Below are 20272 nucleotides of genomic sequence, written 5' to 3' on the forward strand. Positions count from 1 at the left end.
GAGACTGAAAGTGCAAGATCGCCGAGCAGGGTGGGGTGGGGTGGGGTGGGGTGGGGTGGGGCGTGAGGGGGGTCGGCGGTCGGAGCGGGGCGTTGCCGCGCGTGGGGGTCAGGCGGGGGTGTGGGAGTGGAGGGGGGTGGGGATGGGCGGAGGGGAGGGGTGGGGGTGCAGGGCGCGCGGGTCGACGAGCAGGTCCAGTACGCAGGGGCGGTCGGCGCCCAGCGCCTCGTCCCAGGCCGCGCCGACCAGCTCGGGCCGGTCGACGCGTACGCCGTGCAGGCCCAGCAGCCGCGCCCAGCCCGCGTACGGGACGTCGTCGGCGACCGGCCGGCCCGGGTAGCCGGCACGGGTGTTGAGGACCAGCACCACCAGCCGGGGGTCGGCCCAGGCCGGCCAACGACGGGCGATGGTGACCAGTTCGGACAGGCCGTGCGGGCGCATCCCGTCGTCGCCGAGCAGGGCGAGCACCGGCTGCTGCGGGGCGGCCAGCTTGGCGGCCACCGCGGACGGCAGCGCGGCACCGGCCGCCTCGTGGGCGTCGCAGGTCAGCACGGCCGTCCCCGCCGGCAGGTGATGGGCGTACCGGGTCAGGCCGGGCTCCCCGTCGAGCGTCACGGCGGCCCGCGCAGGCAGTCGCACCGACAGCTCGTCGAAGACCGACCGCAGGTCGACTCCCCGACCGGCGGGCAACTCGGCGGAGGGCAGCCGGGCGTCGGCCGCCAGGCCAGCGGGCAGCCCGTTGGCGAGCAGCCGGAAGTCGGCGGCCTGACCGGCGGGGCGCGGCTGGGAGTCGGCGGCCTGACCGGCGGAGCGCGGCTGGGAGTCGGCGGCCTGACCGGCGGGGCGCGGCTGGGAGTCGGCCGGTTGGCCGGCGGGCTCGGGGTCGGGGTCGGGGTCGGGCAGCACCAGGCAGACCGGGCCGGGACCGGCCAGCGCGCTGCGGACCGCCTCGTCCAGCAGGTCGGCGCTGCGCCGTACACCACTGAGGTGCCACACCCGCCGGCACATCCCGGCGAAGACGCGGTCGGCGTCCACCGATGGTTGATCACTGACGATCGCCAGCAGGGGCAGGGCGGCCCGGCGGGCGGCGGCGAGCCCACCGAGCAGCCCGAACGCGGCCGATCCTGCCGGTGCCAGGCAGACGCCGAGGCCACCGGTGAGGCGGGCGTGGGCGAGTGCCATGGCGGCTGCCGCCTCTGCGTGCCGTACCGGCACGAACTCCGGGTCAGCGACCGCGTGCAGCGCCTCGGCCAGCGGCGCACCCGCGATGCCGAAGACCCGTGGTACCCGCCAGGCCGCCAGCCGCGCGACGAGCGCCTCCGCCAGACCCGGGTCAGGCACCGCCCCGTCCCGGGGTGGACGGATCGACGTAGCGCAGCACCGCGCCGACCCCGTCCGTCAGTTCCGGCGCCTCGTCGGGGCCGAGCACGGTCAACTCGGCGTCGGTGCCGACCAGGGCGCGGACCAGCGCCGCGTCGGCGCGTACCCGGGCCGGGTCACCGACGCTCGCCAGCTGGCCCGGGTCGGTGGCGATGTCGGTGGCGGCAGGGCCGATCCACAGTTCGCCGTCGGCGGACGGGTCGTCCACGATCAGCATCGTGTCGACCTGGTTGCGCTGCAACGCGGCCACCACGGCGTCGAGCCCAGCGCCGACGTCCTCCTGCATGCCGAAGCGGTCCAGGGCGGCCGTGATCCGCTGGTCGGCGACCTCGGCGATGGTCTGCACGGTGAGATCGTCGAGCAGGGTCTGGTCGGCGCCGCCGGCCCGCGAGCCGGCGTCGGTACGGACCACCATGTCCTGCCAGCGCTCCGGCATCTGGGCGGCGATCATGCCGGTGGCGCGGACGTCGCCGGCCACCACGACCACCTCGGCGCCCACCCGTTCGGCCAACTCGACGGTGGCGGCGGTGACGTCACCGGCGTTGTGGTGCCACGCCTCCATCGCCGCCCGCTGGTAACGCGACTGCGACCAGCCGCCCGGCTTGACCCGACGCAACTGGTAGCTCTCCCGACCGACGACGTGGGCCCGGCGCGGTACGCCACCGGCGCTGACCGACATCGCGTCGGCACCGGTCCGGTCGGCCACCACCCGCACCCAGGCCACCTGCTCACCGCGTTGGGCCAGCAGCGGCATCACGTGCGGCAGCGGAGCGTACGCGGCCAGGTCGCGGCGCGGCGGTGCGGACAGGTACTCGGAGAGCACCACCCGACCCCGGGCGCCGAAGACCGCCAGCCCGTAGTCGCCGGGCATCGGGTCGTGTCCCCGGATCACCCGGTCGATGGCGGCGACCGTCGGCTCGTCGGCCCCCTGCTCGGCCAGCTGCCGTTGCAGGCCGCGCCACCGCAGATCGAGCGCCGCGTGCGCGTCCTCGGTGTCCAGCGAGGCGTCCAGGTAGACCGAGCACCACGGACCGGGACGTTCGTAGAGCGGACGCAGGAAGGACAGCTGCATGCTCGACCCCTTTCCAGCTCGACCCACCGCTTACCCGCGTCATCCGACTTGTCACCTGCCCGCCACCGCATGACCGGATTTCATTCACGTCGTTCAACCCGAAGGATCGATACGATCTGTGCACAGACGCGGACTCTGGGTGGTGGACATGGACACGACATCGTATTCCCGGCGCAGCCTCCACCCCACCGGCCGCGTCCTCACCGCCCGGGTCGTCCGCCTGATGGACGGCTACCCCCGCGAGGTACGGGTGGGGCAGCCGGTACTGGTGCTGGTGCTCGCCGCCGCCGGGGTGATCGGCCTGCTCGCCAAGGTGGTTCGCGCCGCGCTCTCGGCCGGCTCCGGCACCGGCCGACGCAAGTTCAAGGAGCTGAAGAAGGGCCCGGAGTACCTGGTCACCCCGATCCGGCTACGCGACGACAACGGCCGGCTGTACGAGGTCGAGCTGCACGGGCACCTGCCGCAGAGCGCCCTGCACCCGGCCGACCTGGTCCAGCTGACCCTGCGCGACCAGGGCGACCCCGACCTGGCGCCGAAGATCGACCGGATCGTCAACCTCACCACCGGGCAGTTGCTGCGCCCGCGTACCGCCACCATGTGGTCGCATCTCGGGCCGCCGCTGCTGTTGCAGGCGGTGCTGGGCGTGCTGCTGCTCGCCGGCCTGGCCGCCTGCACGGCACTGACCTGAGGTTTCCGACCGGCCGGGTCCGGGCACCGCAGGCCGCATGTTCCCCGGTTTCACCCTGGAGTACGTCGATCTCGGTGCGGTTCGGCTGCGGGTACGCCACGGCGGCTCCGGGCCACCGGTGGTGCTGCTGCACGGGCACGGCGGACCACGCGACCTACTCGAAGCGGGCGATGGCCGCCGACGTGGTGGGGCTGCTGACCGCGCTCGGCCACGACCGGGCCGCCGTGATCGGCCACGACCGGGGGGCGTACGTGGCGATGCGTACCGCCCTGGACCATCCGCAGCGGGTCAGTCGGCTCGGGGTGCTCGACGGGATCCCGATCGGCGAGGCCCTGGCCCGCTGCGACGCCCGGTTCGCCGCCCGCTGGTGGCACTGGTTCTTCCTCGGCCAACTCGGCAAGCCCGCCGAGCGGGTGATCAACGCGGATCCGGACGCCTGGTACGGCGGTTCGCCCGAGCAGATGGGCCAGGAGGCGTACTGGCGGGACTGGGCCGACGACGTGCGGGCCGCACCGATCGAGTCGGGTCACCACATGGCCGAGGAGGCCCCGGAGCAGTTGGCCGGCGCCCTGCGGGCGTTCCTGGCCGACGGGCCGGAGCAGCCGGGTCAGGCCGGGGTCAGCCGACCGGGGCCGGTTCGCGGGTCGGCTGGGTGACGGAGAGCATGCCGCGCCGACGGGCCCAACGCTCGAAGGCGATGGTGGCGAACGGCGGCACCGCGCAGGCCAGCGCCACGGCGGTAGCCAGCAGGCTCCACCGGTGCAGCCGGGCCACGGCGAGCACCAGTGCCCCGTACGCGACGAAGAGCGCGCCGTGGATCGGGCCGAAGATCTGCACCCCCAGTTCGTTGCCGGGCGGGCCGTACTTGACCGCCATTCCGGCCAGCAGGCCGGCCCAGGAGATCGCCTCCGCGATCGCCGCCACCACGAACAACCGGGTCACCGTTTCACGCACGACGGCCATGTTAGCGGCGCGGCCGGTTCGGCTCGGGCCGCCAGGGCCGCAGAGGCGACGCCGGTCACCGCGCGCCGGATGGTGGACAACCGGACGCGAGGACTTTTCCCGGGGTGCATCAACATGCGACGTTTGGGGTACCAGCGGTGACAGGGTGGTGACCATGGGCGAGGAAGTCGGCGTACAGACGTTCAGCCGCCAGGATCGGGCTCGCTACCGGGACAAGGTCCGTCGTTGCCTCGACGTCTTCGCCGAGATGCTGCGCGAGTCCCGGTTCGACGTCGACCGGCCGATGACCGGGCTGGAGATCGAGCTGAACCTGGTCGACGGCGACTCGATGCCGGCGATGCGCAACGCGGACGTGCTGCGGGCGGTCGCCGATCCGAGCTTCCAGACCGAGCTCGGCCAGTTCAACATCGAGATCAACGTGACGCCCCGGCGGCTGGTCGGCACCGGCACGGTCGAGTTCGAGGAGCACGTACGGGCCAGCCTCAACGCCGCCGACGAACGGGCCCGCACGGTCGGCGCGCACCTGGTGATGATCGGCATCCTGCCGACCGTGCTGCCCGAGCACCTGACGGCGGCCACACTGTCGGCCAATCCCCGGTACGCCCTGCTCAACGAGCAGATCTTCGCGGCCCGGGGCGAGGACCTGCGGATCGCCATCAACGGGGTGGAGCGGCTGGCGGTCACCGCCGACACCATCACGCCGGAGGCGGCCTGCACCAGCACCCAGTTCCACCTCCAGGTGGGCCCGAACCAGTTCGCCGACTACTGGAACGCGGCCCAGGCCATCGCCGGGGTCCAGGTGGCGCTCGGCGCCAACTCACCGCTGTTCTTCGGTCGGGAACTGTGGCGCGAGACCCGCATCCCGCTGTTCCAGCAGGCCACCGACACCCGCTCGGAGGAGATCAAGACGCAGGGCGTACGGCCCCGGGTGTGGTTCGGGGAACGGTGGATCACGTCGGTGTTCGACCTGTTCGAGGAGAACGTACGGTACTTCCCGGCGTTGCTGCCGGTCTGCGACCCCGAGGACCCGTCCGAGACGCTCGCCGCCGGTGGCGTACCCGCGCTCGCCGAACTGCGGCTGCACAACGGCACCGTCTACCGCTGGAACCGGCCGGTCTACGACGTGTTCCGGGGTCGCCCGCACCTGCGGGTGGAGAACCGGGTCCTGCCGGCCGGGCCGACCGTGCTGGACACCATCGCCAACGGCGCGTTCTACTTCGGCCTGGTGCGGGCGTTGGCCGAAGCCGACCGGCCACTGTGGTCGCAGATGTCGTTCAGCGCGGCCGAGGAGAACTTCAACACCTGCGCCCGGCACGGCATCGAGGCGCACGTCTTCTGGCCGGGTCTGGGCTACCTGCCGGTCACCGAGTTGGTGCTGCGCCGGCTCCTGCCGTTGGCCCAGCACGGCCTGGACCGGTGGGGGCTCGACCCGGACGAACGGGACCGCCTGCTCGGCATCATCGAGCAACGCTGCCTGACCGGGCGTAACGGGGCGACCTGGCAGGTGGCCACGCTGCACCGGCTGGAGTCGGCCGACCAACTCGATCGCCCGACGGCGTTGCGCGAGGTGGTGCGGCATTACGTGGAGCTGATGCACACCAACCGCCCGGTGCACGAGTGGCCGATCCCCTGACCAACTCCCGACACTCTGCGTGACGAACCGGGTACGGCAACTACCGTGGGTGCGATTCCATCCGCCGGGTCGAGAGGATCCGCCGATGTCACCGCTGCCGCGTCACACCATCGCCCTGACCGTCCTCACGCTCGTCGTCGGGCTCGGCCAGCCGCTGCCCGCCCTGGCCGGCCCGACCGGCCAACCCGCCCCCAGTACCCAACCGGCGGTGCCCGGGCCCACCGGTCAGCCCGCCACCACCGGCGGGGTGCGTACCGTCGTCCGCGCCGCCGCCACCGGTGCCGCCGTACGGGCCTGCCTGCACCTGGTGCCGGCCGACCGCAACCCGCTCACGGTGGTGGGTCTGGGCGAGGAGCAGGCCGGCCGGCACGGCGCCTGCACCGGCCCGAACGGCGGCGAGGTGGTCGCCACCGACGTGCTGCCCGGCCGGTACCACCTGCTGGTCCGCCCGTACGACAGCGACCGGTACGGCGCGCAGTGGGTCGGCCCGCACGGCGGTACCGGCCAGCGGGAACGGGCGGTCACCGTCCAGGTGCGGACCGGCCGGACCGTCGCCGCACCCCAGGTCCGGCTCGACCCGCCCGGTACGGTCACCGGCCGGCTGACCCGGGCGTCCGACGCCACGCCCGTCTCCGGCGGGTACGTGAAGGCGTTGCCGTCGGTCCCCCACCCCAAGGACGGCGACTCCGGTGTGATCAGCGACGACGACGGCCGCTACACGTTGGCCGGTCTGGGGCCGTACCACTGGCCGTTGTTCTTCACCGGTCCCGGGCTGGCCAGCCAGTGGTCCGGCGGTACGGCCGACCGGCTGCTGGCTCGCACGGTGCGGGTACGCCCCGGCGCGACCGTCACCGCCGATCAGACACTCGTCGGCGGCACCCTGGTCCAGGGCACCATCACGATCGCCGAGATGCCGTACTACTCCCAGGTCGTCGCCTTCCACGCGCGCACCGGTGACGTGGTGGGCGTGGCCGACGCCGCCGGCAGCTACACGCTGCGGCTGCTGCCCGGGCAGCGGGTGCTGTTGCGCTGCGACTGCGCGTACACACCCAGCCGGTGGTATCCGAACGCCGACGGAATCGGCGCGGCCAGTTCGCTTCGGGTGGGCCCCACACCGCTCACCGCCGACTTCGACCTGAGCGGCCCCGCCGCACCCTGACCCACCGCGACTCAGCGAACGCCTCACGGCTCAACTCCGCGAGATCACCTCGTTGCTGGCCAGGCTCTCGGTGCGTTGCCGGATCAACGTACGCAGGCTCTCGGCGTCAGCACTTGTCGTTCCGGCGTCGGATCCGTCCACGGTGGACAGCATCTCGGCTGTCGCGTCCACCGCGGCCAACGCCGCACCGTCGGCAAAGAGTCGCTGGTAGAGGTCGCGGTAGGCGTCCTCGTACACCTGCTTGAACGTGGCGCTGGCCAGGAAGCGTTCCTTGAGCAGGTGACCGTTGCCGCCAGGCCCACCGTCGCCACCACCGGGAGCACCGTTGCCACCGGGAGCACCGTTGCCGCCAGGGTCGGCGTTGCCGTCAGGGAGGGTGTCATCCGGGTCGGGCGGGGTGAAACCGGCGGGAGGTTCAGCCGCCGGCGCGCCGGCGACACCGCCCGCCCGGAAACCCCCGCCGAGCCGGCCCTGCTCGTGCGGGCCCTGGGTGGCGCTGCCGCTGAAGGCGAGGTTGTAGTCCCAGCCGATGACGGTGAACCGTTTCGTGGCGAGGTCGTACCAGAGGTAGTAGTTGCGGCCGGGGCCGGCCATGTCGTCGAAGTTGAGCAGCAGGTTCTGCCAGGCCGCGTACCGGGCGAAGGATTCGACGTCGATCCGGTCGGCGAGTTGCTCGTCGAACTCGGCGTCGCTGGCGGTGTCCACCCATCTGATCAGGTCGATGACCGGTTGCAGGTCCTGGCTGCCCTTCATGGTGATCTGTTTGAAGTCGTCGGCGTACGCAGTCTGGTCGTCGCCCTGGTCGGTGAACTGGCTGGTGGCCAGCGACTTGTAGAGCACACCCGCACCGTCGAAGTCCTCGGCGAAGTGCTCGTCGGGATGCTCCACGATCAGTCGCGCGGTGGTGGGCCGGTCGTTGACGGTGAAGCTGGTGTACGCGTACTCCTGGGCCACCTCGCCGGCCGCGGCCAGCAGGTTCAGGGTGACCGCCTCGTTGAGCACGGTCGAGCCGCCGCCCATTCCGCCCACCCGCACCGCGATCTCCCGGTGGCCCTGATAGCGGCGGCCGTCCACGAACTCGTCGAAGCGGATCAACCACGGCAGCGTCTCCGGCTCCTCGGCCTTCAGCGAGGTCTGGGAGAACGCACCGCCATCGGTTCGACCGGCGCGCCCGGCCTGACCGTCGGTCCGGGTCTGGCCATCGGGCCGGGTCTGACCGTCGGGCCGGGTCTGACCATCGGGCCGGGGCTGACCGTCCGCTCCGGCCGGGCCGCCGGAGCGCTGCGGGGTTTCGCCGTTGCGACTCAGGCTGCGCAGGGTGGAGTTGCCCTTCAGCCGGATGCCGACGCTGGGGATCGTGGTGCCGTCGATGACCAGGTCGGCCTCGATGTACTCCTTCTCCCCCTCGGCGTAGAAGGCGTCCAGCATGCGCTCGTAGTCGGCGTCGCGGAAGACCAACTCGATGCGGTGCGCCACCGTCTCGTCGAACAGGTCCACGGTGCCGGCGATGTCGTGCGTCACCACGTCACCGCCGGTGTCGCTGGTGCTGGTCACGTACGGGCGGACGGGTACCGAACTGAGCGTGACGGTGAGCACGAGCAGGAACGCCAGGCAGCCGACCAGGAACCTCCAGTAGTGCCGGATCCGGATCGGGATCCGGTATTTCCCGCGCATCACAGGTCCGTCTGGTCGTAGCCGGTCAGCACGGTCACCCGCTGGCCGCCGGTCCGCTCGGCCAACGCGTTGATCAGCTCACCCGGTTCGGTGCCCTTCTTCAGCCGGACCGTGTACATGATCTCGGTCAGGGCGCCGCCCCGGACGGTCTCCATGCTGACCAACTCGAACTCACTGGTGAGGCGGATCAACACGTCCTGGATGTACTCGGTGTAGTTGCCACTCGGCGGCACCTGCACCTTGACCACCTGACGCTGTACGTGGGACGCGAACCAGTTGAAGCGGTACATCAACACGATGATCAGGCTGATCGCGACGGCGGCCACCACGCCCAGCAGGTAGAACCGGGTGCCGCAGGCCATGCCCACGCCCATCACCAGGAAGATGAACCCGACATCGCGGGTCTCCTTGATGGCGTTGCGGAACCGCACCACCGACAGGGCACCGACCAGGGCGAAGGCGCGGGCGATGTTGGAGCCGACGACGAGCATGATCAGCGAGATGAGCATGCCGAGAATGACAAGCGTCTGCACGTACGACTGGCTGTACGACACATTGCGGTGGGTGAACCGGTAGACCCAGCCGATCATCGCGCTGAGCAGGAACGACAGCGACAGGGTCAGGGCGATGTCGCCGACGCTGAACGTGCCGGACAGATCCTGGAACTCGAACGGCATGGTCAGGCCTCACTTCTCGCGTAGGGGGAGGTCGACCCGGCGGCAGCCGGGCCGGATGACGCAACGGCGTCGTCGTCGGCGACGTGGTACAGGGAACGGGGAGCGCGGCCGAACGCCTCGACGCTCTGGCAGTACTTCGACATGCGGACGATGGCCAGGTTCGTCCGGGCGGCCAGGTCGGTCAGCCAGTACGGCACCCGCTCGTTGGCCTTGATTTCCAGCACGGAGAACTTCGCCGGCACGATGAGCCGGTTCTCGGCGTCCGCGCCGAGGTGGAAGTCGCGGTCCCGGCCGCGTACCCGGTGGTCGAGGGTGACCCGCAGGCCGAGGTCGGATTCCCGGCCGACGAACGCCTCCCGCTGGTAGCCGGTCATCGCCACGGGACGCAGGTCCAGGCCGCAGAGCAGTTCCAGCACCTCGTCGAGGAAGGCCCGCTGCTGCGGGGCGTGCTCGACCATCTGCCGCCGGTCGCACAGCTCGCGGGCCAGGTGGTACGGCATGGCCACCCGGCGTTTCTGGGTGACCCGGTTGACCCGCTGCTTGATCTCAACGTGCACGACGCTGTCGTCGGTGACGGTGGACCGGTCACCGTAGTGCCGCACCCGCAGCTTGCGGCGGAACTTCAGCCCTTCGATCTTCTCCCAGTAGAAGCGCAGCCCGGTGGTGTCGTAGTAGACGCTCCACACGCCGTACCCGGTGCTGCCGCCGTGGCTGTCGCGCTCCATCCGGGCGGCGAACTGCTCGCGCAGGGCCGGCACGTCGCCGGTGGGCACCAGATACTTGATCTCGTACCGGTTGAAGGCATGCAACCGGCTGGCCGCCCGCAACGCAGGCCCGCCCCGGTCGTCACCACCCTCCGGTCCGGTATCGGTAGTGAACGGTGCTTCGAAGGACGACGGTAGGTCTGGATCGCGGGACGAAGCCCGACGGAGCCACGAGCGCATACGAGTCGGCCGATCTCTGTGGGAGCAGGGACCAGCACATACAAGCGGGCCGGGCTATGAACCAGCTTTGTGTTCCGGATGAACCAGCGGTGAACCGCCGCAGGCCGTACCGTCGACAACAACCCGCGATGTAAAAGTTTCTAGACACGGTGTCAAACACACCTTACCCTGAGCCTGTCAAGGATTCTTTACATCGGGAGCGGTCATGACCCATCAGGAGAGACGCGCCTGGATCATGCTGGTGGTCAGCGTGATCGCGTACGCCGGCTACGTGACGGTCGTCCTGGGCCGGCGCGACGGCGGCTCGCTCGTCGCGGTGCCCTATGTCGGCGCGCTGCTCTGGACGGTGGGCGGCGCCATGGTCGCGAGCATGGTGGCCGAGATCGTGATGGGCATGGCCAACCCCCGGGCGTCCCGGGTTACCGACGCCCGCGACCGGGAGATCGGGCGCCTCGGCGACCACGTCGGCCAGGCGTTCGTGATCATCGGCGCGGTGTCGGCGATGCTCATGGCGATGGCCGAGTGGGACCGGTTCTGGATCGCCAACGTCATCTACCTCTGCTTCGTCCTGTCGGCCGTGATCGGCTCCCTGGCGAAGGTGATCGTCTACCGCAGGGGCGTGCCGCAGTGGTGAAACCGACCCGCGTCACCAACAACATCCGGGCGCTGCGTTTCGCCCACGACGAGATGACCCAGGCCGATCTCGCCGAGCGGATCGGTGTGACCCGGCAGACCGTGATCGCCATCGAGCAGGGCCGCTACTCGCCCTCCCTGGAGATGGCCTTCCGGATCGCCCACGTGTTCCACGTACGGCTCGACGACGTGTTCCAGTACCCCGACCAGGAGGAGGTGGCACCGTGAGGGCCATCGTTCAGGACAGCTACGGCCCGGCCGACGTACTGCGGCTGCGCGAGGTCGACCGGCCGACCGTGGGCGACGACGAGGTGCTCGTGCAGGTACGCGCGGCGGCGGTCGACCCCGGCGTATGGGTCTTCATGGTCGGTCAGCCCTACCTGGTGCGCCTGGCCAGCGGGCTGCGCCGTCCCCGGGTGCCAGTACGCGGCCGGGACCTGGCCGGCGTGGTGGCCGAGGTCGGTGCCCGGGTGACCCGGTTCCGGCCGGGCGACGAGGTGTTCGGCACCTGCCTGCGCGGGTCGTACGCCGAGTTCGCGAGCACCTCGCAGCGACGGTTGGCCCACAAGCCGGCCAACCTGTCGTTCGCCCAGTCCGCCGCGGTCCCGGTCTCCGGGATGACGGCGCTGCGCGCCGTGCGCGACAGCGGCCGGGTGCGCCCGGGGCAGCGGGTCATGGTGATCGGGGCGGCCGGCGGCGTCGGATCACAGGCGGTGCAGATCGCCAAGGCGTACGGCGCCACCGTGACCGGCGTCTGCGCCCCCGTCAAGACCGACTTCGTCCGCTCCCTCGGCGCCGACGACGTGCTCGACTACACCCGCGAGGAGGTCGACCGGGACGGCCCGGTGTACGACGTGGTCATCGACACCGGCGGCGACCGCCCGCTGTCGCTGATGCGCCGCGCGCTCACCCCGCGCGGGACGCTGGCGTTGGTCGGCGGCACGTACACCCGGGGTGGGCTGCTCGGCGGGTACGGCCGGCAGCTGTTCGGCGCACCGCTGCTGTCCCTGTTCATCGGCCAGCGGCTGCGCAACGTCAGTGCCGTGGAGCGCACCGAGGACCTCGACGAACTGCGCGACCTCATCGCCTCAGGCGCGCTCACCCCGCCGGTCGACCGCTGCTATCCGCTGGCCGAGACGGCCGACGCTCTCCGCCACCTCCGCACCGGGCACCCGGCGGGCAAGATCGTGGTCACCATCTGACACCTCCCGGCCACCGCCGCGAGGTCTCGTTCACCGGCGACTCCCCCGGCCAGCCGCGACAGGGCTGGCCGGTGACGAGTCAGTCCCGGCGGCGCCGGTCAGTCAACGCCGAACTCCATCGCGGCACGGTCGAGCGCCTCGTCCTCGGCCGAAGGGACGCCCCGGGACGCGATGGCCTCGGCGCCGCCCTGCGGCATGGCACCGATCAGCCCGGTGGAGGCCGCCTGCGCGGCGCCGACCATCCGCTGCGGGGTGGCGCCGCCGACCATGCCGAGGTTCGCGTACTGCTCCAGCTTGGCCCGGGAGTCGGCGATGTCCAGGTTGCGCATGGTGAGCTGGCCGATGCGGTCCTGCGGGCCGAAGGCCGAGTCCTGGGTACGCTCCATCGACAGCTTGTCGGGGTGGTAGCTGAAGGCCGGTCCGGTGGTGTCCAGGATCGAGTAGTCCTCGCCCCGGCGCAGCCGTAGCGTCACCTCGCCGGTGACCGCCGTGCCGACCCAGCGCTGCAACGACTCGCGCAGCATCAGCGCCTGCGGGTCCAGCCAGCGGCCCTCGTACATCAGCCGGCCCAGGCGGCGACCCTCGTTGTGGTAGTTGGCCAGGGTGTCCTCGTTGTGGATGGCGTTGACCAGCCGCTCGTACGCGGCGTGCAGCAGCGCCATGCCGGGGGCCTCGTAGATGCCCCGGCTCTTGGCCTCGATGATCCGGTTCTCGATCTGGTCGGACATGCCCAGGCCGTGCCGGCCGCCGATGGCGTTGGCCTCCAGCACCAGGTCGACCGCGCTGGCGAACTCCTTGCCGTTGATCGTCACCGGGCGGCCCTGGTCGAAGCCGATGGTGACGTCCTCGGTGGGGATCTCCACCGACAGGTCCCAGAACTTGACGCCCATGATCGGGGTGACCGTCTCGACGCCGGTGTCCAGGTGTTCCAGGGTCTTCGCCTCGTGCGTGGCGCCCCAGATGTTGGCGTCGGTCGAGTACGCCTTCTCGGTGCTGTCCCGGTACGGCAGGCCGCGCTCCAGCAGCCACTCCGACATCTCCTTGCGCCCGCCGAGTTCGGTGACGAAGTCACCGTCCAGCCACGGCTTGTAGATCCGCAGCTGCGGGTTGGCCAGCAGGCCGTACCGGTAGAAGCGCTCGATGTCGTTGCCCTTGAAGGTGGAGCCGTCGCCCCAGATCTGCACGTCGTCGGAGACCATGGCCCGCACCAGTAGCGTCCCGGTGACCGCCCGCCCCAACGGGGTGGTGTTGAAGTACGCCCGGCCGCCCGAACGGATGTGGAAGGCGCCACAGGTCAGGGCCGCCAGCCCCTCCTCGACCAGGGCGGCCCGGCAGTCGACCAGCCGGGCGAGTTCCGACCCGTAGTTGAGCGCGCGACCGGGCACGGAGGCGATGTCGGGCTCGTCGTACTGGCCGATGTCGGCCGTGTAGGCGCACGGAATGGCGCCCTTGTCGCGCATCCACGCGACCGCGACCGAGGTGTCGAGGCCGCCGGAGAAGGCGATGCCGACACGTTCACCGATGGGCAGGGAGGTCAGAACCTTGGACACAAGGAAGAGTATGCACCACGCCGCATACCCATGCAAGCCGAGTGCAAGGAAGGGCACCCTGTTAACGCCTCTGGTAGAGGAAGGTGCCCTTGTTAACACTCCACTCCGCTCCTCGCGGCGCCGGCCGGCACCACGGCCAACCTGACAGCTTCCTCACGTCCGCCCGACAGGCTGTCCGCGCGGCCCGGGACCGTCCCGGGGCCGTCCGGGACAGAGAGGCGTCGTCATGCGGAGAAATCGTGCGCTTCTGGCGAGTGCGATCGCGCTGGTCGCGCTGTCGGCATGCGGTGCGGCAGACAGCGAGAAGGAGATGGCGGGCGGCACCCCGCAGGTGCCCACGCTGATCACCGCCGAGCCGGACCGCAGCGGATCGGCACTGCCGAAGGACCAGCGTCCACGCGAGCGGCTCGACACCACTGCGGAGGAGTTCCAGGCGCTGCTCGGGCCGTACAACAAGTGCATGAAGGAGCAGGGAATCACCGACGAGGCCGCCATCGGCGCTGGCAGCGACCAGTTGGGAATCGCCACCCGGGAGGAGACGGAGCGGTTCGAGGCGGCCAACCGGATCTGTGAGCCGCAGTTCTTTCCGCTGCCGCCGTGGGAGAAGGATCCGGCCAACCCGGAGGCCCGGGACTTCGCGCTCGGCGTGGTGAAGTGCCTCAAGGACAAGGGCGTCAGGTACGTCGAGGTCGCCGAGGACGGCATCGCCATCGCCTTCGGCGGTGACCGGAACGACTCCCGCTCGATCAGCATGGGCCTGGATCTGGCGCCCGAGTGCGAACGCGAGATGGCCGCCAAGTCGAAGTGACGTGGGTAGGAACGAGCGCGGCTGCCGCAATCCCGGCCGCCGCGCTCGTTCGTGTCGGTGCCCTGCCCCGTTCTCCCCCACCCGGCTGGGAAGAGGTCTGGGAGCATCGCCCCGACGGCCTCAGCCGGCGGCGAGGGCCTGCGTCGGGGGCAGCCGGGCCGCGCGTACGCACGGATAGACGCCGGCGAGCATCCCGATCACGACGGCCCCGCCCACCCCGACGACGGCCGACTCGGCGGGTACCACCAGCGGCCAGCCCTGCCAGTTCGCGTACCCGACGGTGGTGAGCAGGCCCAACGCCGTGCCGGCCAGCCCGCCGAGCGCCGCCAGCACCACCGACTCGGTCAGGAACTGTCCTCGGATCTGCCCACGGGTCGCCCCGAGTGCCCGCCGCAGGCCGATCTCGGCCCGCCGTTCCAGGACCGAGACGACCATCGTGTTGGCCACCCCGATCCCACCGACCAGCAGGGCCACCCCGGCCAGCGCGAGAAAGAGGACGGAGAAGCTGCCCTCGGAGGCCCGCTTGGCGGCCAACGCGTCCGAGGGTCGGCTCACCACCACCTGACCGGGCCGCTCCGGTGAGATCGTCGCCGCCAGCACCCCCCGCACCGCCTCCAACTGCGACTCCTCGCACCGCACGTAGATCACCGTCGGGTGACCGTCGAACCGCAGCTCGCTGCGGGCCGCCGCCCAGCCGACCAGCACCGACCGATCGATGTCCGGCGACAGCGGTGTCTGCGCCAGGATGCCGATCACGGTGAACCGGCGGTCGGAGATCATCACCTGGGGCGCCGGCTGGCCGCCGGGCAGCTCGGTGATGCCGAGTCGGGTGGCGGCGACCGAACCGAGCACGACGGTGGGAAAGCTCGCGGTGGCCGGATTGAGCCAACTGCCGACGCGGATCCGTGCGTTGATCGTGGGCAGCAGGTCCAGGTGGCTGGCCAGCACGGTGAGGCCGGCGCCGTCGCGGGGGTCGACGCGGTCGTTGCGGCGTACCAGAGTGTGGGTGTTGCCGACGGCGCTGACCGCCGTGACCGGGCCGATGCGCCGGACCATTCCGACCGCCGATTCCGGCAGCTTGGTCGGCGGGTCGCGGTCCGGTGCCGCCATCGCCTGGAGGCGGTTCGTGCCGAGCGCGGTCAACTCGGTGAGCAACGCGGCCTGGCTGGACGCGGGGATGCCGGTCACCACGATCATCGTGGCGATGCCGATCGCGATGCCCAGTGCCGACAGTGCCGCGCGCAACGGGCGGGTCCGCAGGCCCGTCGATCCGAGCGCGAGCAGGTCCGGTATGGACAGCCGGACCGGACCGGGTGCCCGGTCGGGTTGTCCGGTCACCGGTCCGCCGCCACGGCGGGGACCGTTCGCCCGGTCGGCGACGTGTCGTCGCGGACCAGCCGCCCGTCACGGATCTCGATCCGCCGGGGCAGGGACGCCGCGATGTCGCGGTCGTGGGTGATCAGCACGATGGTGGTGCCCTCCTCGTTGAGCCGGCGCAGCAGCCGCAGCACGGACTGTCCGGTGGCGCTGTCCAGCGCGCCGGTGGGTTCGTCGGCCAGGACCAGCGACGGCCGGTTGGCCAGGGCGCGGGCGATCGCGACCCGCTGCTTCTCGCCACCGGAGAGCTGCGGTGGGCGGTGCCCGGTGCGGTGCGCCAGGCCGACCCGGGCCAGGGCACGCAGCGCGTGTTCCCGCCGCTGCCGACGGGGCACCCCGGCATAGAGCAGTCCGGTGGCGACGTTGTCGGCCGCGCTCAGCCCGTCGGCGAGGTGGAACTGCTGGAAGACGAAGCCGATCTCGCGGGCCCGCAGCGCCGACAACTGCCGGTCCCCCAGCGTGGCGACGTCCTGCCCGGCGATCTGGACGTTGCCGGAGGTGGGGCGGTCCAGCGTGCCGATGATGTTGAGCAGGGTCGACTTGCCGGACCCGGACGGCCCGACGATGCCCACCAGCTCACCGGCGGCGACGTCCAGGCTCACGTTGGCCAACGCGGTGACCCCACCCGGGTAGACCATGGACGCGGCGCGCACCGAGAGCACGGGTGGTCCGGTCACGCGGGCACCACCAGCTCGGTGCCCTCGGTCAGCCCGTCGCCGGTGATCTCGACCCAGCCGTCGGCGAACATGCCGGTACGCACCGCGACCAGGCCGGTCGGCGTCTGCACCGCGTAACCGCCCTCACGCAACGCCACCAGCGCCTCGACCGGCGCGACCAGCACGTCGGCGGCGGTACGCCCGGCAAAGCGCACCTGCACCTCGCCGGAGTCGAGGTTGGCGATGGTCTGTGGCTTGTCGACGGCCACCGTCACGGCCAGCACCTGCGGGCCGGTGCCCACACCGTTGTCGGCCGTGACGAGATCACGGCCGACGGCAAGGACGCGGGCGGGCACCGTACGCTCGTCGGGCAGCTCGACCTTGACCCGGTCGCCCCGCTTGATCGAGGCGGCGTCGGCGAGTTCGGCACCAACGGTGATCACCTTGCGGACGGCGGTCACCGACAGCAGTGGCGTGTTCGCCGGGGCACCGGGTTGTCCGGTGACCGCCTCCACCCGGATCGCCCCGCTGGCGACCTCGACGTGGCCCATCGGAATCGTGCCGGTCGCCGGCACCCCCAGGTCGGTCTGCCACCGTTTGATCGCCGCGATCAGCGCCGCGGTGAGTACGCCCTCGCCGCTGCGTACCCGCTGCTGTTCTCCCCCGGCGCCGGCACCGCTCTCGCCGTCGCCGCCGGTGGACCTCGCCGGCGCGTGGGGCGGCACCAGTTCGCCGGTCGACGGCTGCCGACCGATCGGATAGCCGAGCGTGCCGAGGTTGTCCGCGACGATCCGCACGTCCCGGCCGACCAGGTGGAGCCCGGCGATGTCCCGGTACATCGGCATGCCGCCGTAGAAGAGCACCACCGGCCGGTCGTCGGCCCGCCACAGCTGCCCACCCCGCTTGATGGTGGCGCCGGAGCGCGGCAGCCAGGTCACCGTCGCCGCCAGGTGACCGGCCAACGGGCGGGCCGCGCCGTACCCGATGGCGCCGGGCAACGTCCTGGTGGTGGACAGATCACGACGCTCGATCGCGGTGGTCGCCACGGTGTCCGTCTCCCCCGGTCCCGGCTCGGCGGCGGCCCGGTGCCGGGTCGCCGCGATCCCGGACCCGACCAACGCCAGGCTCGCCAACACGAGGCCCGCGACGAGCCACCGGAGCGCGCCGCGCCGCCGCACCGGCGGATCGGACACGCGGGGGATGAACTCGGTCGGGTCGTCACGCTTCGAATGCATACCGACGAGAGTTGCCAGCGGTCGTTAGGAACCTGTCAGGTATCGCGCCAGCGACCGCTGCCGCGGAGCAGCGGACCTATCATCGCCGCCATGTGTGCGCAGGTTCTGGTCGCCGACGACGACCTCCGCCAGGCCGAGGTGGTACGCCGGTACCTGACCGCCGAAGGCCACGACGCCGTGGTGGTACACGACGGCCGGGCGGCGTTGGAGACGGCCCGTCGGCTCCGGCCCGACCTGCTGGTGCTGGACGTGATGATGCCGGTGCTCGACGGCCTACAGGTGTGCCAGACCCTGCGCCGCGAGTCGGACGTGCTGGTGCTGATGCTGACCGCCCGGACCACGGAGGACGATCTGCTGATCGGCCTGGAACTCGGCGCCGACGACTACCTGACCAAGCCCTACAGCCCACGGGAGCTGATGGCCCGGGTCCGCACCCTGCTGCGACGCGCGGGCCGGGGCGCGCCGCCGGCCGGGGCCGAGCTGCGGCGGATCGGCCCCATCGAGATCGACACGGCCGCACACCAGGTGACCGTGGCCGGTGTCCGGGTGGACTGCACCCGTGGCGAGTTCGCCATCCTGGCGGCCATGGCGGAGCAACCCAACCGGGTGTTCACCCGGGCACAGCTGCTGCACCACACCCACGGCATCGACCGCAGCTCGACGGAACGGACCATCGACGTACACGTGATGAACCTGCGTCGCAAGATCGAACCCGACCCGCAGCGCCCGGCCTGGCTGGTCACCGTCTTCGGTGTCGGCTACAAGCTCGCCGCCGCGGCGGCGCCCCGGTGAGCGGCCGGCGGGTGCCGATCCGGCACAGCCTGGTGACCCGGCTACTGCTCACCTCGGTGCTCATCGCGGTCGCCGCGATCGCCGCCACCGCGTGGCTGGCCACCCGGACCGCCACCCGGGCGATCACCCAGGAGCAGGGCCGCTCGCTGGCCGAGAACACCAGCGTGTACGACATGCTGGTCGGCTACGCGGCCAGCCATCCGGACTGGTCCGGCGTGGCACCGCTGATCGCGCAACGCGCCGCCGAGCTGGACCGCCGGATCACTCTGATGACCGAAGACCGCACGGTCATCGCCGACACCACCCCCGGCCCGTCGCTGCGCACCGCGCGGCCGGCCGCCGTGGTGGATCCGCTGAACCTGGACCTCGGCCTCACCGGCGGCACCGACCGCATCGACCGACGAGCGGTCGGACCGTTCCGGGTGTCGTCCGCCGCCCGTGCCGAACTGCGTTCCGGGGCCGAGAAACAACTGGCCTGCCTGCGCGACGCGCGGGTCGACGGGAAGGTCGAGGAGCAGCCCAACGGCCGGTTCACGATCGTCCTGACCACGCCGGACCCGGTGGGTGCGGCACGCACCTGCGGCCTGGATTCGCCCCAGCGGGTCACCGCGTCGGAGGAGAAGGTGCTGCGGTCGCTCGGTCGGTTGGCGGGTCGCTGCCTCGACCTGAACGAGCGGAGCCAGCGCCTGGAGGTGCAGCCCGACTTCTCGGCGTACCTGATCGCCACCCGCTCCGGTCCGCCCGCCGTGCGGGAGGGCAGCCGCCACGACGTGGACGCGGCCCACGCGGCCCGGATCAACAGCTGCGTGGAAAAGTCCCGGCAGACCCTGTTGCAGCCGTACGTGGCGCCGGCCGTGTTGCTGTTCATCACCGCCCCGCAGACCGGCGCCGACCAGACCACGTTCACCCTGTCCGGCGAGAACACCATCCGCATCGTCACGGTGACCGGCGCGGTGCTGGTCGCCACCATCATCGTCACGGTGCTGGTCGGCCGCCGACTGGTACGCCCGTTGCAGGCGCTCACCGACGCCGCCGACCGGCAGCATCCCGCTCCGGTGTCCACCCCGGACGAGATCGGCCGGCTGGCCCGTGCCCTCAACGACTCGATCCACCGCCGCGACCGGGCCGAGGCGCAACGCCGGGCCATGGTCAGCGACGTGGCACACGAACTGCGTACCCCACTGACCAACATCCGGAGCTGGCTGGAGGCGGCCCAGGACGATCTCGCGCCGACCGACGCCCAACTGCTCGGCCTGCTGCACGAGGAGGCGGTGCTGCTCCAGCACATCATCGAGGACCTGAGCGATCTGGCCGCCGCCGACGCGGGCACGCTGCGGATCCATCCCGAGCCGACGTACGTGCGGGACGTGCTCACCCAGGTGGTGGAGAGCCACCGGGGTACGGCACAGGCGGCGGGCATCGACCTGACCATGCAGATCCGCGACGACCCGGTGCTGCCGGCCGACGCGGTACGACTGCGCCAGATCGTCGGCAACCTGGTTTCCAACGCGATCCGCTACACCCCGCCCGGCGGGTCGGTCACCGTCGGCGCGCAGGACAGCACGATCACCGTACGGGACACCGGCGTGGGCATCGCCGCCGAACACCTGCCGAAGATCTTCGACCGGTTCTGGCGGGTGGACGAGTCGCGCGCCCGGACGACCGGCGGCAGTGGCCTGGGCCTGGCCATCACCCAGCAGCTGGTCAAGGCACACGGCGGCGCCCTGTCGGTGCAGAGCACCCTCGGCGAGGGCACCCTCTTCACCGTCCGGCTACCCGACGCCCAGCCCACCGCGTCGCCGTGAGGTCGTCGGCGCTCCGCGCCGACA

20 protein-coding genes are annotated in these 20272 nt (G+C 71.6%); 10 read left to right on the plus strand and 10 right to left on the minus strand.

The genetic code is table 11. From position 1 onward, the window contains the following. Nucleotides 1-108 precede the first annotated feature (108 nt). Both E0H26_RS21635 and E0H26_RS21640 read right to left on the minus strand, forming a co-directional pair. On the minus strand, nt 109-1341 hold the full coding sequence (locus E0H26_RS21635; protein ID WP_165521948.1) for a thiamine pyrophosphate-binding protein: 1233 nt from the start codon (nt 1339-1341) through the stop codon (nt 109-111). After that, on the minus strand, nt 1334-2452 hold the full coding sequence (locus E0H26_RS21640) for a baeRF2 domain-containing protein (protein ID WP_131306604.1): 1119 nt from the start codon (nt 2450-2452) through the stop codon (nt 1334-1336). Before E0H26_RS21640 ends, E0H26_RS21635 begins: the two co-directional genes overlap by 8 nt. A gap of 148 nt (nt 2453-2600) precedes the next feature. Between E0H26_RS21640 and E0H26_RS21645 the strand changes: the two genes are divergently transcribed. Together E0H26_RS21645 and E0H26_RS21650 are read left to right on the plus strand one after the other, a co-directional pair. Next, a complete protein-coding gene (locus E0H26_RS21645; RefSeq protein ID WP_131306606.1) occupies nt 2601-3140 on the plus strand; it encodes a hypothetical protein in 540 nt (179 codons plus the stop codon). Nucleotides 3141-3214: 74 nt separating this feature from the next. Then, nucleotides 3215-3796, plus strand: a complete 582-nt coding sequence (locus tag E0H26_RS21650; RefSeq protein WP_240742303.1) for an alpha/beta fold hydrolase — start codon at nt 3215-3217, stop codon at nt 3794-3796. Here the strand turns inward: E0H26_RS21650 and E0H26_RS21655 are convergent. Next, a complete protein-coding gene (locus E0H26_RS21655; RefSeq protein WP_131306608.1) occupies nt 3759-4103 on the minus strand; it encodes a DUF3817 domain-containing protein in 345 nt (114 codons plus the stop codon). The genes E0H26_RS21650 and E0H26_RS21655 overlap by 38 nt on opposite strands. Nucleotides 4104-4257: 154 nt before the next feature. On the opposite strand from E0H26_RS21655, the gene E0H26_RS21660 reads away from it, so the two are divergent. Together E0H26_RS21660 and E0H26_RS21665 are read left to right on the plus strand one after the other, a co-directional pair. Then, nucleotides 4258-5736, plus strand: a complete 1479-nt coding sequence (locus E0H26_RS21660) for a glutamate-cysteine ligase family protein (protein ID WP_131306610.1) — start codon at nt 4258-4260, stop codon at nt 5734-5736. An 85-nt stretch (nt 5737-5821) separates the two neighbouring features. Then, nucleotides 5822-6895 carry a carboxypeptidase-like regulatory domain-containing protein gene (locus E0H26_RS21665; RefSeq protein WP_131306612.1) on the plus strand — a complete coding sequence of 358 codons (1074 nt, stop codon included), beginning with the start codon at nt 5822-5824 and terminating at the stop codon, nt 6893-6895. A gap of 30 nt (nt 6896-6925) precedes the next feature. On the opposite strand, the gene E0H26_RS21670 is transcribed toward E0H26_RS21665, so the two are convergent. From E0H26_RS21670 to E0H26_RS21680, 3 genes are read right to left on the minus strand one after another with little or no spacing between them, the layout of a single operon-like run. Beyond that, nucleotides 6926-8569 (minus strand): CotH kinase family protein, encoded by a 1644-nt coding sequence (locus E0H26_RS21670; protein ID WP_131306614.1) that lies wholly within the window; start codon nt 8567-8569, stop codon nt 6926-6928. Further along, entirely contained in the window at nt 8569-9246 is a 678-nt protein-coding gene (locus E0H26_RS21675; RefSeq protein WP_131306616.1) for a DUF4956 domain-containing protein, read from the minus strand. The genes E0H26_RS21670 and E0H26_RS21675 overlap by 1 nt, the downstream gene beginning before the upstream one ends. 2 nt (nt 9247-9248) lie before the next feature. Then, complete coding sequence (locus E0H26_RS21680) at nt 9249-10073, minus strand: polyphosphate polymerase domain-containing protein (RefSeq protein ID WP_240742304.1); 825 nt, start codon at nt 10071-10073, stop codon at nt 9249-9251. 322 nt (nt 10074-10395) lie between these two features. Here E0H26_RS21680 and E0H26_RS21685 point away from each other — a divergent pair, with 322 nt between their 5' ends. From E0H26_RS21685 to E0H26_RS21695, 3 genes are read left to right on the plus strand one after another with little or no spacing between them, the layout of a single operon-like run. Then, nucleotides 10396-10824: a hypothetical protein gene (locus E0H26_RS21685; RefSeq protein ID WP_131306620.1), complete on the plus strand. Its 429-nt coding sequence runs from the start codon at nt 10396-10398 to the stop codon at nt 10822-10824. After that, nucleotides 10818-11051 carry a helix-turn-helix transcriptional regulator gene (locus tag E0H26_RS21690; RefSeq protein WP_131306622.1) on the plus strand — a complete coding sequence of 78 codons (234 nt, stop codon included), beginning with the start codon at nt 10818-10820 and terminating at the stop codon, nt 11049-11051. The genes E0H26_RS21685 and E0H26_RS21690 overlap by 7 nt, the downstream gene beginning before the upstream one ends. Further along, on the plus strand, nt 11048-12025 hold the full coding sequence (locus E0H26_RS21695) for an NAD(P)-dependent alcohol dehydrogenase (RefSeq protein WP_131306624.1): 978 nt from the start codon (nt 11048-11050) through the stop codon (nt 12023-12025). Before E0H26_RS21690 ends, E0H26_RS21695 begins: the two co-directional genes overlap by 4 nt. Before the next feature lie 98 nt (nt 12026-12123). On the opposite strand, the gene argG is transcribed toward E0H26_RS21695, so the two are convergent. Beyond that, complete coding sequence (gene argG, locus E0H26_RS21700) at nt 12124-13575, minus strand: argininosuccinate synthase (protein WP_131306626.1); 1452 nt, start codon at nt 13573-13575, stop codon at nt 12124-12126. 226 nt (nt 13576-13801) lie between these two features. On the opposite strand from argG, the gene E0H26_RS21705 reads away from it, so the two are divergent. Then, nucleotides 13802-14383: a hypothetical protein gene (locus E0H26_RS21705; protein ID WP_131306628.1), complete on the plus strand. Its 582-nt coding sequence runs from the start codon at nt 13802-13804 to the stop codon at nt 14381-14383. Between the two features lie 120 nt (nt 14384-14503). On the opposite strand, the gene E0H26_RS21710 is transcribed toward E0H26_RS21705, so the two are convergent. The 3 genes from E0H26_RS21710 to E0H26_RS21720 are packed head-to-tail and all read right to left on the minus strand — an operon-like array spanning nt 14504 to nt 17651. After that, nucleotides 14504-15721, minus strand: a complete 1218-nt coding sequence (locus E0H26_RS21710) for an ABC transporter permease (RefSeq protein ID WP_131306630.1) — start codon at nt 15719-15721, stop codon at nt 14504-14506. Further along, nucleotides 15718-16398 (minus strand): ABC transporter ATP-binding protein, encoded by a 681-nt coding sequence (locus tag E0H26_RS21715; protein ID WP_131306774.1) that lies wholly within the window; start codon nt 16396-16398, stop codon nt 15718-15720. The genes E0H26_RS21710 and E0H26_RS21715 overlap by 4 nt, the downstream gene beginning before the upstream one ends. Before the next feature lie 35 nt (nt 16399-16433). Continuing rightward, complete coding sequence (locus tag E0H26_RS21720) at nt 16434-17651, minus strand: efflux RND transporter periplasmic adaptor subunit (protein ID WP_131306632.1); 1218 nt, start codon at nt 17649-17651, stop codon at nt 16434-16436. Nucleotides 17652-17741: 90 nt separating this feature from the next. Between E0H26_RS21720 and E0H26_RS21725 the strand changes: the two genes are divergently transcribed. Both E0H26_RS21725 and E0H26_RS21730 read left to right on the plus strand, forming a co-directional pair. Next, nucleotides 17742-18443 carry a response regulator transcription factor gene (locus E0H26_RS21725; RefSeq protein WP_131306634.1) on the plus strand — a complete coding sequence of 234 codons (702 nt, stop codon included), beginning with the start codon at nt 17742-17744 and terminating at the stop codon, nt 18441-18443. Then, nucleotides 18440-20248 (plus strand): sensor histidine kinase, encoded by a 1809-nt coding sequence (locus tag E0H26_RS21730; protein WP_240742305.1) that lies wholly within the window; start codon nt 18440-18442, stop codon nt 20246-20248. The genes E0H26_RS21725 and E0H26_RS21730 overlap by 4 nt, the downstream gene beginning before the upstream one ends. Nucleotides 20249-20272: the final 24 nt, after the last annotated feature.

The organism is Micromonospora zingiberis (assembly GCF_004331455.1).
Classification (GTDB): Bacteria; Actinomycetota; Actinomycetes; order Mycobacteriales; family Micromonosporaceae; genus Micromonospora; species Micromonospora zingiberis.